Annotated in this window: 17 protein-coding genes and 3 tRNA genes; 8 read left to right on the forward strand and 12 right to left on the reverse strand. The window is 59.1% G+C overall.

Annotated features, from left to right (window positions below):
* Positions 1–92 precede the first annotated feature (92 nt).
* Both clpP and tig read right to left on the reverse strand, forming a co-directional pair.
* Positions 93–728 (reverse strand): ATP-dependent Clp endopeptidase proteolytic subunit ClpP, encoded by a 636-nt coding sequence (gene clpP, locus M1D99_RS20050; protein ID WP_186609760.1) that lies wholly within the window; start codon positions 726–728, stop codon positions 93–95.
* Positions 729–821: 93 nt separating this feature from the next.
* Positions 822–2,132 carry a trigger factor gene (gene tig, locus M1D99_RS20055; protein ID WP_458130675.1) on the reverse strand — a complete coding sequence of 437 codons (1,311 nt, stop codon included), beginning with the start codon at positions 2,130–2,132 and terminating at the stop codon, positions 822–824.
* A gap of 264 nt (positions 2,133–2,396) precedes the next feature.
* On the opposite strand from tig, the gene M1D99_RS20060 reads away from it, so the two are divergent.
* Positions 2,397–2,543 carry a hypothetical protein gene (locus M1D99_RS20060; RefSeq protein ID WP_458130676.1) on the forward strand — a complete coding sequence of 49 codons (147 nt, stop codon included), beginning with the start codon at positions 2,397–2,399 and terminating at the stop codon, positions 2,541–2,543.
* A 13-nt stretch (positions 2,544–2,556) separates the two neighbouring features.
* On the opposite strand, the gene M1D99_RS20065 is transcribed toward M1D99_RS20060, so the two are convergent.
* The 3 genes from M1D99_RS20065 to M1D99_RS20075 form a co-directional block, all read right to left on the reverse strand.
* A tRNA-Leu gene (locus tag M1D99_RS20065) sits at positions 2,557–2,641 on the reverse strand.
* 58 nt (positions 2,642–2,699) lie between these two features.
* Positions 2,700–2,775, reverse strand: a tRNA-His gene (locus M1D99_RS20070).
* Between the two features lie 41 nt (positions 2,776–2,816).
* Positions 2,817–2,893, reverse strand: a tRNA-Arg gene (locus M1D99_RS20075).
* Positions 2,894–3,174: 281 nt separating this feature from the next.
* Between M1D99_RS20075 and folD the strand changes: the two genes are divergently transcribed.
* Positions 3,175–4,029 (forward strand): bifunctional methylenetetrahydrofolate dehydrogenase/methenyltetrahydrofolate cyclohydrolase FolD, encoded by an 855-nt coding sequence (gene folD / locus M1D99_RS20080; protein ID WP_092326854.1) that lies wholly within the window; start codon positions 3,175–3,177, stop codon positions 4,027–4,029.
* A 357-nt stretch (positions 4,030–4,386) separates the two neighbouring features.
* On the forward strand, positions 4,387–5,325 hold the full coding sequence (gene pbpG, locus M1D99_RS20085; protein ID WP_434571292.1) for a D-alanyl-D-alanine endopeptidase: 939 nt from the start codon (positions 4,387–4,389) through the stop codon (positions 5,323–5,325).
* Between the two features lie 684 nt (positions 5,326–6,009).
* On the opposite strand, the gene M1D99_RS20090 is transcribed toward pbpG, so the two are convergent.
* Complete coding sequence (locus tag M1D99_RS20090) at positions 6,010–6,204, reverse strand: DUF6021 family protein (RefSeq protein WP_207961385.1); 195 nt, start codon at positions 6,202–6,204, stop codon at positions 6,010–6,012.
* Positions 6,205–6,305: 101 nt separating this feature from the next.
* On the reverse strand, positions 6,306–6,983 hold the full coding sequence (locus tag M1D99_RS20095) for a peptidase C39 family protein (RefSeq protein WP_458130677.1): 678 nt from the start codon (positions 6,981–6,983) through the stop codon (positions 6,306–6,308).
* 224 nt (positions 6,984–7,207) lie between these two features.
* Between M1D99_RS20095 and M1D99_RS20100 the strand changes: the two genes are divergently transcribed.
* A complete protein-coding gene (locus M1D99_RS20100) occupies positions 7,208–7,372 on the forward strand; it encodes a hypothetical protein (protein WP_186708327.1) in 165 nt (54 codons plus the stop codon).
* 86 nt (positions 7,373–7,458) lie between these two features.
* Here the strand turns inward: M1D99_RS20100 and M1D99_RS20105 are convergent, their stop codons facing one another.
* Entirely contained in the window at positions 7,459–8,208 is a 750-nt protein-coding gene (locus tag M1D99_RS20105; RefSeq protein WP_053120828.1) for a TerC family protein, read from the reverse strand.
* 26 nt (positions 8,209–8,234) lie between these two features.
* A complete protein-coding gene (locus M1D99_RS20110) occupies positions 8,235–8,486 on the reverse strand; it encodes a hypothetical protein (protein WP_024619156.1) in 252 nt (83 codons plus the stop codon).
* Positions 8,487–8,624: 138 nt separating this feature from the next.
* Between M1D99_RS20110 and nhaR the strand changes: the two genes are divergently transcribed.
* Positions 8,625–9,521 carry a transcriptional activator NhaR gene (gene nhaR, locus M1D99_RS20115; RefSeq protein WP_092472701.1) on the forward strand — a complete coding sequence of 299 codons (897 nt, stop codon included), beginning with the start codon at positions 8,625–8,627 and terminating at the stop codon, positions 9,519–9,521.
* Here nhaR and M1D99_RS20120 read toward each other — a convergent pair.
* A complete protein-coding gene (locus tag M1D99_RS20120) occupies positions 9,518–10,678 on the reverse strand; it encodes an MFS transporter (protein WP_434571296.1) in 1,161 nt (386 codons plus the stop codon). The genes nhaR and M1D99_RS20120 overlap by 4 nt on opposite strands.
* A gap of 437 nt (positions 10,679–11,115) precedes the next feature.
* Here M1D99_RS20120 and sstT point away from each other — a divergent pair, with 437 nt between their 5' ends.
* On the forward strand, positions 11,116–12,348 hold the full coding sequence (gene sstT / locus M1D99_RS20125) for a serine/threonine transporter SstT (protein ID WP_434571298.1): 1,233 nt from the start codon (positions 11,116–11,118) through the stop codon (positions 12,346–12,348).
* 218 nt (positions 12,349–12,566) lie between these two features.
* Here sstT and M1D99_RS20130 read toward each other — a convergent pair whose 3' ends face one another.
* Positions 12,567–13,076, reverse strand: a complete 510-nt coding sequence (locus M1D99_RS20130; RefSeq protein ID WP_186708319.1) for a DUF1993 domain-containing protein — start codon at positions 13,074–13,076, stop codon at positions 12,567–12,569.
* Between the two features lie 129 nt (positions 13,077–13,205).
* Between M1D99_RS20130 and M1D99_RS20135 the strand changes: the two genes are divergently transcribed.
* The gene (locus tag M1D99_RS20135) at positions 13,206–13,853 is read left to right on the forward strand and encodes a YceH family protein (protein WP_411387015.1); all 648 of its coding nucleotides are present in this window, start codon (positions 13,206–13,208) and stop codon (positions 13,851–13,853) included.
* Between the two features lie 124 nt (positions 13,854–13,977).
* Here M1D99_RS20135 and M1D99_RS20140 read toward each other — a convergent pair whose 3' ends face one another.
* Positions 13,978–14,799, reverse strand: a complete 822-nt coding sequence (locus M1D99_RS20140; RefSeq protein WP_434571301.1) for a shikimate 5-dehydrogenase — start codon at positions 14,797–14,799, stop codon at positions 13,978–13,980.
* A gap of 256 nt (positions 14,800–15,055) precedes the next feature.
* Between M1D99_RS20140 and M1D99_RS20145 the strand changes: the two genes are divergently transcribed.
* Complete coding sequence (locus M1D99_RS20145; RefSeq protein ID WP_434571303.1) at positions 15,056–15,406, forward strand: hypothetical protein; 351 nt, start codon at positions 15,056–15,058, stop codon at positions 15,404–15,406.
* Positions 15,407–15,478 lie beyond the last annotated feature (72 nt).

The raw sequence follows: 15,478 nt of genomic DNA on the forward strand, positions 1-15,478 counted from the left end.
AGGCTTGCAACACAAGATGAAGGCAATTGCGGGCTTTTTCAAGCCCGCAGGTGATCGGACCTGCCGATCAACCTCATTTTGAGCTGCTTATTTTAAGCGGGGCGCTGGCTGATCACTTCATCGATCAGACCATATTCACGTGCGGCTTCAGCGCTCATGAAATTGTCGCGATTGGTATCGCGCTCGATTTCTTCAAGCGTGCGCCCGCTGTGCTTGGCCATCAAGGTGTTGAGGCGCTCGCGGATGAAGAGGATTTCCTTGGCATGGATTTCGATATCCGATGCCTGGCCCTGGAAACCGCCCAGTGGCTGGTGAATCATCACGCGCGAGTTCGGCAGGCAATAACGCTTGCCATGGGCACCAGCAGTCAGCAAAAACGCGCCCATGCTGCACGCCTGACCGATACAGGTCGTCGAAACGTTAGGCTTGATGAACTGCATGGTGTCGTAGATCGACATGCCCGCCGTCACCGAACCGCCCGGGGAATTGATATAGAGATGGATATCCTTGTCCGGGTTTTCGGCTTCAAGGAACAACAGTTGCGCACAGATCAGGTTGGCCATGTAGTCCTCTACCGGGCCCACCAGAAAGATGACGCGTTCCTTGAGCAGACGCGAGTAGATGTCATAGGCACGTTCGCCACGGGCGGACTGCTCGATAACCATCGGGACCAGGCCGCCTGCGGCCTGGATGTCAGAGCTCTGCTGATAAAAAGAATTGCGGGACATGTCTCGCAGTCACTCCCAAATAGTTATGTCTTGAATACGCATAAGCCAGCACGAAGGCTGGCTTATGGGTGTTTATTTCTTACCGCAGAACCATCAATCGGCTTGTGGAGCTTCCACCGGCTTGACCGCTTCTTCGTAAGAGACCGCTTTATCGGTCACGCTAGCTTTCTGCAGAACAGTATCCACAACTTGTTCTTCCAGCACAACCGAACGGACTTCGTTCAGTTGCTGGTCGTTCTTGTAGTACCAGGACACGACTTGCTCAGGCTCCTGGTAGGCCGAGGCCATTTCCTGGATCAGCTCGCGAACACGGGCTTCGTCAGGCTTGAGTTCGAACTGCTTGACCACTTCGGCGACGATCAGGCCCAGCACGACGCGGCGCTTGGCTTGCTCTTCGAACAGCTCGGCAGGCAGTTGGTCCGGCTTGATGTTGCCGCCGAACTGCTGAACAGCCTGTACGCGCAGACGGTTCACTTCGTTGTCCAGCAGGGCCTTTGGCACTTCGATCGGGTTGGAAGCCAGCAGACCATCCATGACCTGGTTCTTGACCTTGGACTTGATGGCCTGGCGCAGTTCACGCTCCATGTTCTTGCGAACTTCGGCGCGGAAACCTTCCAGACCGGTTTCCTTGATGCCGAACTGGGCGAAGAATTCTTCGTTCAGTTCAGGCAGTTTCGGCTCGGAAACGCTGTTGACGGTCACGGTGAACTCGGCGGCTTTGCCAGCCAGGTCCAGGTTCTGGTAGTCCTCAGGGAAGGTCACGTTCAGCACGCGCTCTTCACCGGCCTTGGCGCCAACCAGGCCATCTTCGAAGCCAGGGATCATGCGACCGGAGCCCAGTACCAGCTGGGTAGCCTTGGCGGAACCGCCAGCGAACACTTCACCGTCGACTTTGCCGACGAAATCGATGTTCAGTTGGTCTTCGTTCTGGGCAGCACGCTCGGTCACTTCGAAACGGGTGTTCTGCTTGCGCAGGATGTCCAGCATCTTGTCCAGGTCGGCATCCGACACATCAGCGCTCAGGCGCTCGACGGCGATGGATTCGAAACCGGCAACCGTGAACTCAGGGAACACTTCGAAAATAGCGACGAATTCCAGGTCCTTGCCTTTTTCCAGCACTTTAGGCTCGACGGACGGAGCGCCGGCCGGGTTCAGCTTCTGCTCGACGACCGCTTCGTAGAACGAAGACTGGATCACGTCGCCCACGGCTTCCTGACGCGCATCAGCTTCGTAACGCTGACGGATCACGCTCATTGGCACTTTGCCTGGGCGGAAACCTGGGATTTTGGCCTTTTGGGCAGTCTGCTGCAGACGCTTGTTGACCTGAGTCTCGATGCGCTCAGCCGGCACGGTGATGCTCATGCGGCGCTCAAGAGCAGAAGTATTTTCAACAGAAACTTGCATGGATATTCCTCGTTGCACAGACGTTGGCCGGGCGTTTCCGACCCCAGAATCAAGGGCATGCATTCTAGTAGGTCAAACTCAAGAAGTCACCCTACTGAAAACGCGCTGGAAACAGGCGCCGGATTTAGGAAGGGACAAACGGTCATGCCCCACCCGGATTGCAAATACAGTCGATTCAGTCCAGGGCTCTGCGTCAACGCTTCTATATATAGAAGCGGCGTGTCCGATCACGCAGCGCCCCGCCCCACAAGGAGACCGACGGGCATGCTACGCATCATCACGAAACAATATTCGCGACAAACCGTTCGCTGCGCTCAACCGCAAAAAACAGCGCCGACGCCAGACACAGAACCACCGAAAACAAAAACGGCGCAGCCCTTTTCAGGTACTGCGCCGTTTTCTGCTATTTAAATAGCGACTTGTATGGTGCGGACGGAGAGACTCGAACTCTCACACCTTGCGGCGCTGGAACCTAAATCCAGTGTGTCTACCAATTCCACCACATCCGCGTATCAAGCTTTTAAAGCAAAGGCGCCAGATTGTTAGATCTGGCGCCTTTCTAGAATATGGGGTGGACGATGGGGATCGAACCCACGACAACGGGAGTCACAATCCCGTGCTCTACCAACTGAGCTACGCCCACCATATTGCCTTGTTGCCTTACTTGTGCCAAAGCTGCCTAATTGGCGCACCCGGCAGGACTCGAACCTGCGACCATCCGCTTAGAAGGCGGATGCTCTATCCAGCTGAGCTACGGGCGCCTTTTTAATCTGTATTCTTGGACGATTACAAACTAAGTGCTTTCAGTTTTGCCGAGTTGAAACAACCAACTCCGCTCAACCTTCTTAACCAGTGCTAGGCTGTGCCCGACAAGTGCGACGAATGTTATAGACGGCCTGATAGGTCGTCAACTCTTTTTTAAAAAAAATTCATTTAATTAAAGGGGTTAGGGGAATTTGCAGACCAAGCGCCTTTGCCCTCACGCCCCGGCGTGCGAGAATGCGCTCTCTTTTTTTCCCCTCTCGATGGTTAACCACGCGCAATGACTGCACAACTTATCGACGGCAAATCGATCGCCGCCAGCCTGCGCCAGCAGATCGCCCAACGAGTCACCGAGCGCCGCCAGCAAGGCCTGCGCACGCCCGGCCTTGCGGTGATCCTGGTCGGCAGCGATCCTGCCTCTCAGGTTTATGTCTCGCACAAGCGTAAAGACTGTGAAGAGGTCGGCTTCCTTTCCCAGGCCTACGACCTGCCTTCCGAAACCACCCAGCAAGCGTTGGCCGATCTGATCGATCGCCTGAACGACGATCCGAACATCGACGGTGTTCTGCTCCAGTTGCCGCTGCCTGAACACCTCGACGCCTCCAAGCTGCTGGAGCGTATCCGTCCAGACAAAGACGTCGACGGCTTCCATCCTTATAACGTCGGCCGCCTGGCCCAGCGTATCCCACTGCTTCGCCCCTGCACCCCCAAGGGCATCATGACCTTGCTGGAAAGCACTGGCGTGGACCTGTATGGCCTTGATGCCGTGGTGGTGGGTGCGTCCAACATCGTTGGTCGCCCGATGGCCATGGAGTTGCTGCTGGCCGGCTGCACCGTGACCGTGACCCATCGCTTCACCAAGGACCTGGCCGGCCATGTCGGCCGTGCCGACCTGGTGGTAGTGGCCGCCGGCAAACCCGGCCTGGTCAGGGGTGAGTGGATCAAGGAAGGCGCCATCGTGATCGACGTGGGCATCAATCGCCAGGAAGATGGCAAGCTGGTGGGCGATGTGGTCTACGAGACCGCCCTGCCCCGCGCTGGCTGGATCACCCCGGTACCCGGCGGCGTAGGCCCGATGACCCGCGCCTGCCTGTTGGAAAACACGTTGTACGCGGCCGAGACGCTGCATAGCTGACATATCGCTTCAATCCAGCCATAAACCCTGTGGGAGCGAGCCTGCTCGCGATAGCTTGGGATCAGCCAATATCAATGTTGGCTGAAACTCCGCTATCGCGAGCAGGCTCGCTCCCACAAGCGTTTTTGTCGCCTGATCCTTATCGACAGGCGTTGGCCTGTGCCGCGATTCCCTCGATCGCGCAAACTACGAATTTTTCAGATTCGATTCGCCAGAATCCCCCTTCATTAAACTTTATTTATTCACAACCCCTGGCGGTACAGGCATATAGCGCTGCTGTCGCCCATACTCCTAGAATGCGACGTTTTTTTTAAGTCGTTGCTCAACGGCACCTTCAACTCCATCGAGTCTACTCGCGTGAAAATCCATCTTTCGATCATCAGCCTGTTCATCGCTTTCACAGGCAGCTTTATCACGCAAAACGTCGTTGCGCAGGAAACCATCGCGGCCCCTCGGGATACGGCCAAGCTGCAAGTCGCCTCGGGCAGCGCGATGTTGTTGGACTTGCAGACGGATAAAGTCGTCTATTCGAGCAACCCCGACGTGGTGGTGCCGATCGCTTCGGTGACCAAGTTGATGACCGGCCTGATCGTGCTGGATGCCAAACAGAACCTGGATGAATACATTTCCATCACCATCGCCAACACTCCGGAGATGAAAGGGGTGTTTTCGCGGGTCAAGCTCAACAGCGAGCTGTCACGCCGGGATGTTTTGCTGATCGCCCTGATGTCTTCGGAAAACCGCGCCGCCGCCAGCCTCGCCCACCACTATCCGGGCGGCTATGCGGCGTTCATTGCCGCCATGAACGCCAAGGCCAAGGCGCTGGGCATGACCAGCACGCATTACGTCGAGCCGACGGGCCTGTCGATCAACAACGTCTCCACTGCCAGGGACCTGACCAAGTTGCTGATCGCCGCCCGCAAGTACCCGCTGCTGAGCGAATTGAGTACGACCAAGGAAAAGACCGTTACCTTCCGCAAACCGGTGTATAGCCTGGGGTTTCGCAATACCGACCATTTGGTTCACAAGGCCAACTGGGATATCCAGTTGACCAAGACCGGCTTTACCAACCAAGCCGGCCACTGCCTGGTGCTGGTAACGAAGATGGGCAATCGCCCGATGGCGCTGGTGATCCTCGACGCCTTTGGCAAGTACACGCACTTCGCCGATGCCAGCCGGATTCGTAGCTGGGTGGAAACCGGAAAAAGCGCCGCCGTGCCGGCGGTTGCCCTGCAATACAAGGCCGCCAAGAATCTCAAGAGCCGCCAGAGTGGGGTGGTGGAAGCCTCCAAGTAATCCACGAATCAAAAAGCTCCGACTCGTAACGGGGCGCCCGAGATCAACGTCCATCGCGAGGCGGCCTGATAGCCGACCTGGCTCTTGATGGGACCGCGTTTCTTCTGTGGGAGCGGGCTTGCTCGCGAAAGCGGTGTGTCAGTTGACGGTGATGTTGGTGGGCCGGCCTCTTCGCGAGCAAGCCCGCTCTCACAGATGGTCTTGGTGTTTATAAGTTTTCTGCTCACCACAGGCCTATTGTGGGAGCGAGCCTGCTCGCGAAGGCGGTGGGTCAGTGTGCGGTGATGTTGGATGGCCTGGCCTCTTCGCGAGCAAGCCCGCTCCCACAGGTGGTCTTGGTGTTCATAAGTTTTATGTTCACTATAGACCTATTGTGGGAGCGAGCTTGCTCGCGATAGCGGTGGCTCAGCCACATAGATGCCGGCACGTGCCCAGCTCTTGCTCTTGCTTTGGCTTTGATCTTGGTCTTGATCTGGGCGCCCCGTTAAACCACGCTGGCCGAAGTGAGGGCACACCGAGCCTAGGCGAGGTGCCGAGTGGTGGGGCAAAGCGCTTTTGGTTACTTTTGGCTGGTCCGGCTCCCGGCTCTTCCAAAAGTGACCCGCCGTAAGGGCGGCCCCCTAAGCCGCCGTTACCGCAGCAACGGACATACACACCAACCAAGCCTCTCAAAACAGATGACGTCTAGGCCTTCAAGTCACCCAGCGGATCATAAGGCTCAGGCTTTCGCTCATCCTTCTTATCCAGAGGCGCCTTTGCCGGCCCGACCGGATCGACCTGGGGATCCTCAAGATCCGGCGAATCCGGATCGAACCCCAAATCATCACCACTCGAATGCTCGGATGAATGTGGCCCCGTAGGTGTTTTCGACTGTGCCATGCGTGCCTCCTCTTATCACGGTCGGAAAAATGCCCAACTCTGACGATAAGAGCCTCAGCCCTGCCAGGTCGTGCCCGGCAAGTGACGAACGGGATGAACGATCAATGGGCGGCGCTGAGCGCCTTGGTGGCCCGCGCCGCCGCTTGCTCCTGCCCTGCCCCGGCCAGATCGGCCGCCGCTTTCAACCAACGCTGTGAGTCGACATTGGCCGGAAGCTGCGTAGGGCGCTGAACCAGCACCGCCCAGCCACCCGCGCTCTGGAAGGCCGATTCGAAGGCACTGAAACTCATCAACTGCCGACGATTCATGCCTGCACGCAACAACACCGTCTGCTTCTGGCGGTTGTAGCCGGCGAGAATCCCATACCGAGGCGCGGCCCAGAACGCCGAACCATCGACATAGCGCACCAGCACCGGATAACCCGCCGCGACCTGCTCCAACAGCGCGGACAGCTTGGCGTCGAGGGGATACACCAGCAGCCCGTACTCGCGCGCCAGTGTTTGCATGTTTTTCTGCAAATGGGCTTCGCCACCGGGTAGATGCAAGGGTTTTTCCAACAGCCCTGGAGTGATCACGGTGCCTTGCAACGTCAGCAAGGCGGCCAGGGATTGCGGGGCGCCCTGGTGCATTTCGCCACGATAGAACGGCACGCTGTTGAGCTCTACCCGTTCCGGCAGGCGCTGGATCTGCGGCGATACGCTGCCCGCGCAACCCGCCAGGGCGACGAGGCAGGACACCGCCAGTACCAATGATCGAAACGATGGAATGACTGGCGACATGATGACTCTCTTGTTCAGGTACCCGGCATCCGGGCCAGGCGTGGGTCGACGATCATAAGGTGCGCACAGCCCTGGGTATAGCCATAACCATCGTTTTAAAAGGGCGATAGAACGAACCGATCCATACCCCAGCGCCATACATCGACAAGCTGCAACACTTGAGCGACTAGACTGTCCATTGTACTGGGTGCGTTATCCCGAACCGGGGATAGAAGGAGGCACAAATGAGCCTGACGACGACAATCCTGATGCTGATATTCGGCTGGCTGAGCGTAGCCACGGCCATGCTGTGGGGCGTGCTTCGAATCGCTCGACGCCACCATCACGCGCCACCTGCGCCATCGGGAAAAGCCGCCAAACCTGCCCGGCACCACGCCGCCGCGCACTGACCTCTCACGTTCAAACCCATCGTTCTCAAATCCAAAAAAAAGCCACCCGGGCCTGGACCCGGGTGGCTTCTGCCTGCTGCCTGGAATCAGGCGTTGTCGGGCAGCGCCTTTTCCTTGGCCCTGCGGGACAACATGTTCAACACCTCGATCGCCGCCGAGAACGCCATGGCCGCATAGATATAGCCTTTCGGTACATGGGCGCCGAAACCTTCGGCGATCAGCGTCATGCCGATCATGATCAGGAAGCCCAGGGCCAGCATGACGACCGTCGGGTTGTCATTGATGAACTTGGCCAGCGGTTCGGCCGCCAGCAGCATCACCAGCACCGATACGACGACGGCGATGATCATGATCGGCAAATGCTCGGTCATGCCCACGGCCGTGATGATGCTGTCGATGGAGAACACCAGGTCCAGCATCAGGATCTGACCGATGGCCGCGGCAAAGCCCAGCGTCACCCCGGACGTGGCCGACTTGGGATCATTCGGCGCCGGGTCCATGCTGTGGTGGATTTCAGTGGTCGCTTTCCACAGCAGGAACAGGCCGCCGGCGATCAGGATCATGTCTTTCCAAGAGAACGCCTGGCCGAGGATTTCGATGACCGGTTCGGTCAACTGCACAATGAAGGCAATCGTGCTCAACAGGCCCAAGCGCAGGATCAGCGCCATGCCGATACCGATCCGCCGCGCCTTGGCACGATGTTGTTCGGGCAGCTTGTTGGTCAGAATCGAAATGAAGATCAGGTTATCGATGCCAAGCACGATTTCCATCACGACCAGAGTCGCCAGGGCGATCCACGCGGTGGGGCTGGCGGCGAGCTGTAAAAGATAATCCATGGGTCAGTCCTGACTGATGTGACGCGTTAGATGGTTTTGGTAGGGGTTTGTGTTTCGTCAGCTTCGTCCGCTGGCTCTTTCTTCGGGCTGATCAAGCCGCCGGTGGCTTCGCTGATCGCCTGTTCGGCGGCCTTATGGGTATCGTCGATGGCCTGCTTGGCGGTTTCCGCAGCCTGCCCCATTAACTGCTGAGCACTTTTTTCAGCCTGTTCACAGCCCGCCAGTGTCGTTGCCGACATCACCAACAGGGCTGCAAGCCCCAGGGATTTATAGGTCATGGAATAAATGCCTCTTGAAGAATAGAAGGAGCTCGAAAGTGGCCCACCAATGGCCAGGCATTCTAGAGAGACGAATACTTCAGGAAAATTCGTATTTTCAGCGGTTATACTTCGGTTTTTACGAAGCAATGTGAACCCATGCTCAATTATCGACAACTGCATTACTTTTGGGTCGTGGCGAAAACCGGCAGCATCGTGCGGGCGTGCGAGCAGTTGAACCTGACCCCACAGACCATCAGCGGGCAGATTTCCCTGTTCGAGCAAACCTATAACATCAAATTGTTTCGTCGTGTCGGGCGGCAGTTGGAACTGACCGAAGCCGGCCGCCAGACACTGCCCTACGCCGAACACATGTTCCAGTTGGGCGGTGAGCTGGAACTGATGCTGAGGGCCCAGCCCAACGAACAGCAAACCCTGTTCCGGGTCGGAGTCGCGGATGTGGTGCCCAAGTCCATCGTCTATCGACTCTTGGCGCCGACCATGGAGTTGAGTGAACCGCTGCGCATCACCTGTCGCGAGGACAAGCTCGAACGGCTGCTGGCGGACCTGGCGATCCAGCGCCTGGACCTGGTGATTTCCGACAGCCCGATGCCGACCCACCTGGACATCAAGGGCTACAGCCAGAAACTGGGGGAATGCGGGATCAGTTTTTTTGCCACCGCCGCGCTGGCCGAACGCTACGGGCAGGATTTCCCCCATGGCCTCAATGACGCTCCGCTGCTGATTCCCGGGCCGGAAACCGTAGTGCGCAGCCGCTTGCAACGCTGGTTCGCCGAGCAACAGATCCAACCGCGCATCGTCGGCGAATTCGATGACAGCGCCTTGATGCAGGCCTTTGGGCAATCAGGCAGTGGGATTTTCATCGGCCCGAGCGTGATCGCCGAAGAGGTCAAGCGGCAGTACGGCGTAGAAGTGATCGGCCAGACCGATGCGGTGAGCGAATCCTTCTATGCCATTTCCGTGGAACGCAAGGTCAGCCATCCTGGCATCGTTGCGATTGCCGAAGGCGCCCGTCGCGAGTTGTTCAGCGCTTAGTTATCCAGGCAAGTCGCGCGGGGCTTGAAAGTCATCAGGAGCAACGCCAGCAAAATCGAGACGAAGATGAACCCGGCGGCCGCGAACCCGACACTGCCCAGGCCCAGGGTATCGATGACCCGGCCACCGATCATCGCCCCCAGGCCAATCCCCAAATTGGCCCCGGCGATGTTCAACGAGGCGGCAAACGCCGGGGCCTGCGGGGCTGCCTTCATCAACCGCACATGGCTGACCAGAAACAACGCGGCCTGGGTCACGCCCCAGATGCCCATCGCCGCCGCCAGCGCGAGGGGTGAATGAATGCTTGGGACCAACGCCACCATGCCGCCGATCAGGAACAGGCAGAACACCATCGACGCGATCAGCGGATGGCGGTCCACCGCACGGCCGCCCAAGGAGTTGCCCAACAGCCCGACGGCGCCGAAGCCCATCAGGCACCAGCCCACCAGGGTGCCATCGAATCCGGCGAGGCGTTCGAGGATATCCGCCAGATAGGTGTAGGCGGTGAACATGCCGCTGAACACCAGGATCGACAACAGCACGTGCCCTTGCATCAACGGGCTGCGCAGGATCTTCAACTGCGAACGGAAGCTCACCTGATGCAGGTGCAGGTTGGTTTTCGGCAAATAGATAAACAGCAACAAGGCCTTGGCGAAGGCAATGACCGCCAGGATCGCGAAGGCACTGCGCCAGCCAAACGCATCGGCGATCAACGTGCCCACTGGAATGCCGAACACCGTGGCACAGACGATGCCGAAGCCGATCCGGGCGATGGCCCGCCCGGCCAGTTGCGGCCCGACAATGTCCACCGCCGTTTCACTGGCCAGCGCCCAGAACACCGGCAGGCCCAGGGCCGGGATCAATCGGGCAAGGGCCATTACCCAAATGTTGGGGGCAAAGGTGGCCAGCAGGTTGGCCAGACCGAACATCACCAGCACACTGATAAACAGCTTGCGCCGCTCGAAGCGGGCGAACCAGGCCGTGAGGAACGGCCCGAACGCCGCCACCGTAAACGCAAACAACGTCACCAGCAGCCCGGCCTGGGGAATGCTGACGTGCAGGTCGCGAGCGATGGAGGGCAACAGGCCGACGATGACGAATTCCGTGGTCAGCACGGTGAAACCGGCGGCCGACAGCAGGAAGATGGGTAACAACATGTGGAACTCCAGCGAAACGACGACACCAGCGTTTAGTGGCCTGTGTGGTTAGTTCGTTAGTTCAAGTTCGGATGACAGGAGTCCATAGCCAAGGCGCTGCGACGAGTCATAGCCCGCTATGGCGAGGAGCAGCAACGCAGGATATGGACTTCTGGCGCCGAACTTGACTAACAGAACTGACCACACAGGCCACTAAGGCCCGCTGGCGGAAAGAAGGTGAGAACGGCAAAGCCTAACAGAATGCACGCGTCTTACAAACGCACCTTATGGCCCGGATAAGGGTGACGGACTGTCACAGGTCCGTCAGATTTATTACCGGCTGTGCTAAAGTCCGCGGCCTGCAAATGCCATACTTTCTCTCGGTTCGCTCATGTGGCCTGCCCGCTTGTTGCCCTGATCTGTCGACCGTTGAACACAATAAAATCAGAGATGCCGCTATGACAGCTTCGTCCGTTACCCCTTTGCAACGCCTTAAACGCACCAGCCTGGTGACGCAAATCATCATTGGCCTGATCGCCGGTATTGTCCTGGCATGGCTGGCGCCCGACGTGGCCAAGTCCAGCGCCTTCATCGGCAACGTCTTCGTCTCCGCGCTCAAGGCCGTGGCGCCGATTCTGGTGTTCGTGCTGGTCATGGCGTCGATCGCCAACCACAAGCACGGCCAGGAAACCCATATCCGCCCCATCTTGTTCCTCTACCTGCTGGGCACGTTCGCCGCGGCGGTGGTCGCGGTGGTTGCCAGTACGTTGTTTCCGTCCAGCCTCGTGCTGACCACCCATGACGTCGCGGTCACCGCACCCGGCGGCATCAGTGAGGTCCTACAGGGCCTGTTGCTCAGCGTGGTGGACAACCCGGTCCGCGCCCTGCTCAACGGCAACTTCATCGGTATCCTGGCCTGGGCCATCGGCATGGGCATCGCCATTCGCCATGCTGGCCAGACCACGCGCACCGTGCTCGAAGACCTGTCCAACGGCGTGACCGTGATCGTGCGCCTGGTGATCCGCTTCGCCCCGCTGGGGATCTTCGGGCTGGTGGCCTCGACCCTGGCCACGTCCGGCTTCGGCGCCCTGCTCGGCTACCTGCACCTGCTGACCGTGTTGATCGGTTGCATGCTGTTCGTGGCGTTGGTGGTCAACCCACTCATCGTGTTCTGGAAACTGCGTCGCAACCCTTACCCGCTGGTATTCACCTGCCTGCGCGAGAGTGGCATCACAGCGTTTTTCACCCGCAGCTCGGCGGCGAATATCCCGGTGAACCTGGAACTGAGCAAACGCCTAGGCCTGCACGAAGACACCTATTCGGTGTCGATCCCACTGGGCGCGACCATCAACATGGCGGGCGCTGCCATCACCATCACCGTACTGACCCTGGCGGCCGTACATACCTTGGGTATTGCAGTTGACCTGCCAACGGCCGTGCTGCTGAGCGTTGTCGCCGCCATTTGCGCCTGCGGTGCGTCCGGGGTGGCCGGCGGTTCGCTGTTGCTGATTCCCCTGGCGTGCAGCCTGTTTGGCATTCCCAGTGAGATCGCCATGCAAGTGGTCGCTGTGGGTTTCATCATCGGTGTCCTGCAGGACTCGGCGGAAACGGCGTTGAACTCGTCGACGGATGTGCTGTTCACGGCGGCGGCGTGCCTGGGTGAGGAAGCGAAGCTCGCGCGTACGGCTTAAAAGATCGGGGCAAACTCGACCCTATGGGACAACTGATCCACCGCCTTCGCGAGCAAGCCCGCTCCCACAAGGGTTATGTGGTGAATACAAAATCAATGTGGGAGCGGGCTTGCTCGCGAAGCAGGCGCCTCGGTCGATCAGAATCCCCCCAAATACCAAGGTCACAAAAAAGCCCGGGAACGGCCCAAACCGTCCCGGGCTTTTTCGTGCCGGCGGGGTTAGAACGCGCCCATGTAGTCGCGCTTGCCCACTTCCACGCCATTGTGACGCAGCAATGCGTAGGTGGTGGTGACATGGAAGAAGAACTGCGGCAGGCCGTAGGTCAGCAGGTAGTTCTGGCCACTGAAGCGCTTCTCCTTCGGCGTCCCCGGACGGGTAACGATTTCGATGCCTTCCTTGCCATCGATCTGCGCAGGCGCGATGCCATCGATAAAGGCCAATACCTTGGCGATCAGGGCTTGCAGCTCGGCGAACGTGGTCTCGCTGTCGTCATACTTTGGCACTTCGATCTCGGCCAGGCGCGCGGACACACCCTTGGCGAAATCCACCGCGATCTGCACCTGGCGCACCAGCGGGAACATGTCCGGGTACAGGCGGGCTTGCAGGAAAGCGTTCGGGTCGATGTTTTTCGCGGTGGCGTGGGCTTCGGCCTTGTTCAGAACGTCGCTCAACGCGTTGAGCATCTGCTTGAAAACCGGGACGGAAGCGGCGTACAGGGAAATAGTCATGGCAATCTCATGCAGGTGGCAGGAAAGAATGAATCAACGGCAGCGATTATAGCCACGGCTGATTGCACGGCTTGTCTTTTATTGCGCAAGGATTAGGCTAGGCGGCTTCCACAGCATAGGGAACGCGCGATGAGCATCGAAGAACAACAGCAGGCTGAAGAACCACGGCTCAATAGCACGGAAATCCGCATCCTCGGCGCGCTGGTCGAGAAACAGGCCACCAACCCCGAGACCTACCCGCTGACCCTCAACGCCCTGGTACTGGCCTGCAACCAGAAAACCAGCCGCGAACCGGTGATGAACCTTAACCCCGGCCAGGTTGGCCAGAGCCTGCGGGCGCTGGAAGGTCGCGGTTTTACCAAGCTGGTGATGGGCAGCCGCGCCGACCGCTGGGAACATCGGGTCGACAAAGCCCTGGAGCTGGTGCCGGCCCAAGTGGTCCTGATGGGCTTGCTGTTCCTGCGTGGCCCGCAAACGGTCAATGAGTTGCTGACCCGCAGCGGACGGATGCACGACTTTGAAGACGCCGAGCAAGTGGTGCACCAACTCGAACGCCTGATCTCCCGGGGGCTGGCGCTGCTGGTGCCACGCCAGGCCGGCCAGCGCGAGGACCGCTATGTGCACGCCATGGGCGACCCGGCGGACATCGAAGCGATTCTCGCCGCCCGCCAGCACCCGGTGGAGCGTGGCGCGGGCGGCGGTGTCTCGCTGGAGCGCATCGAAGAGCTCGAAGCGCGGATCGCCGCACTGGAAGAACGCCTGGCAAGACTGGAGTAACTTACTGGAATTCCGGCAGGAGCTGTGTAGGAGCTGTCGAGTGCAACGAGGCTGCGATCTTGTGACAGACAATTGAGTCGAAAGCCAAAGATCAAAATCAAAAGATCGCAGCCTTCGGCAGCTCCTACGCGGACCGGGCGAAAGCGACGGCTTTTTCGAATTGCTCCAGGTTGGGCCGCACGCCGGTGTACAGCACGAATTGCTCCAGGGCTTGGATCGCAATGACTTCCAGCCCGGTGATGACCCGTTTGCCTTCGGCCCGGGCGCGCACGATCAGGGGCGTTTCCGACGGAATCGCCACCACGTCGAACACGGTTTCGGCGGCGGCGATGGTCTCGGGCTCGAACGCCAACTGGTCGGCTTCCGGGCCGCCGGTCATGCCGATCGGCGTGACGTTGATCAGCATCTGCGGCCGTCGCGCACCCAGTTCAGCTTGCCATTCATACCCCAGGGATTCGGCCAAGGCTCGCCCTGCGGCTTCATTGCGGGCGACGATCAGCCCTTTTTTATAGCCCCCATCATGCAAGGCGCTGGCCACCGCCTTGGCCATGCCGCCGCTACCGCGCAAGGCAAAGGTGGCGTCCTTGGGCACGGCGTGGCTTTGCAACAATTGGGCAATGGCAATGTAGTCGGTGTTGTAGGCCTTCAGATGACCGTTGGTATTGACGATGGTGTTGATCGACTGGATCGCGGCGGCGGAAGGGTCCAACTCGTCCACCAGGGCGATGCAGGCTTCCTTGAACGGCATCGACACGCCGCAGCCACGAATACCCAAGGCGCGGATACCGCCCACCGCGCCAGGCAGGTCCTGGCTGCTGAACGCCTTGTAATAGAAGTTCAGGCCCAGTTGCTCATACAAATGGTTATGAAAGCGCAGGCCAAAGTTTCCGGGACGCCCCGAGAGCGACATGCACAGCTGGGTGTCTTTGTTGGGGTTGATCTGCATGCGTGTCTCCTTGCATTCACTTTCGGACAAACGGAACGCCGCCCCGAAAGGTCTATTGGATGATGATACCGCCAGGTCCGGCCAGATCCAGGCTGCTGGATGACGCGGCGCGGTAAAAAAAGCGCTACAGACCTTACACAATATTTACCCAACGGCGGCGCAAATCCTGAGAAAATCGCTGTCATAGCAGTATCCCCGCGACGCTCATCGGGTCTGTCGCAGACCACAGGCGCCGGGGCCGAAACGAGGAACAGCCATGAATCGTAGACTTCCCATCATCGCCCTGCTCATGGGGGCACTCACGGTCACCGGCCAGGCATCCGCCCACGGTCGTGGTGGTTGGGAGGGGCCCGCCGTGTTTGGTGCCATCGTCGGTTCGGCCATTGTCGGCTCGGCCATCATCAACCGTGATCGTCCGGTGTATGTGCAGCAACCGGTCTACGTGCAACCGCAACCGGTCTACTACCAGGCACCACCGCCGGTCTATTACCAACCGCAGCCGGTGTATGTAGAGCGGCCAATCTACTATCGCCCGGCACCGGTGTATTACGGGCCACCACGAGGCTACTACTATGGCCCACCCCGGGGTCATTACGGCCGTTGGTAACCCGCCTCCGAGTAACACAAAAAAGCCTGTGATCGATGATCACAGGCTTTTTCATGTCCACTAGATAACCCC

This window comes from Pseudomonas sp. R3-41 (genome assembly GCF_054161485.1).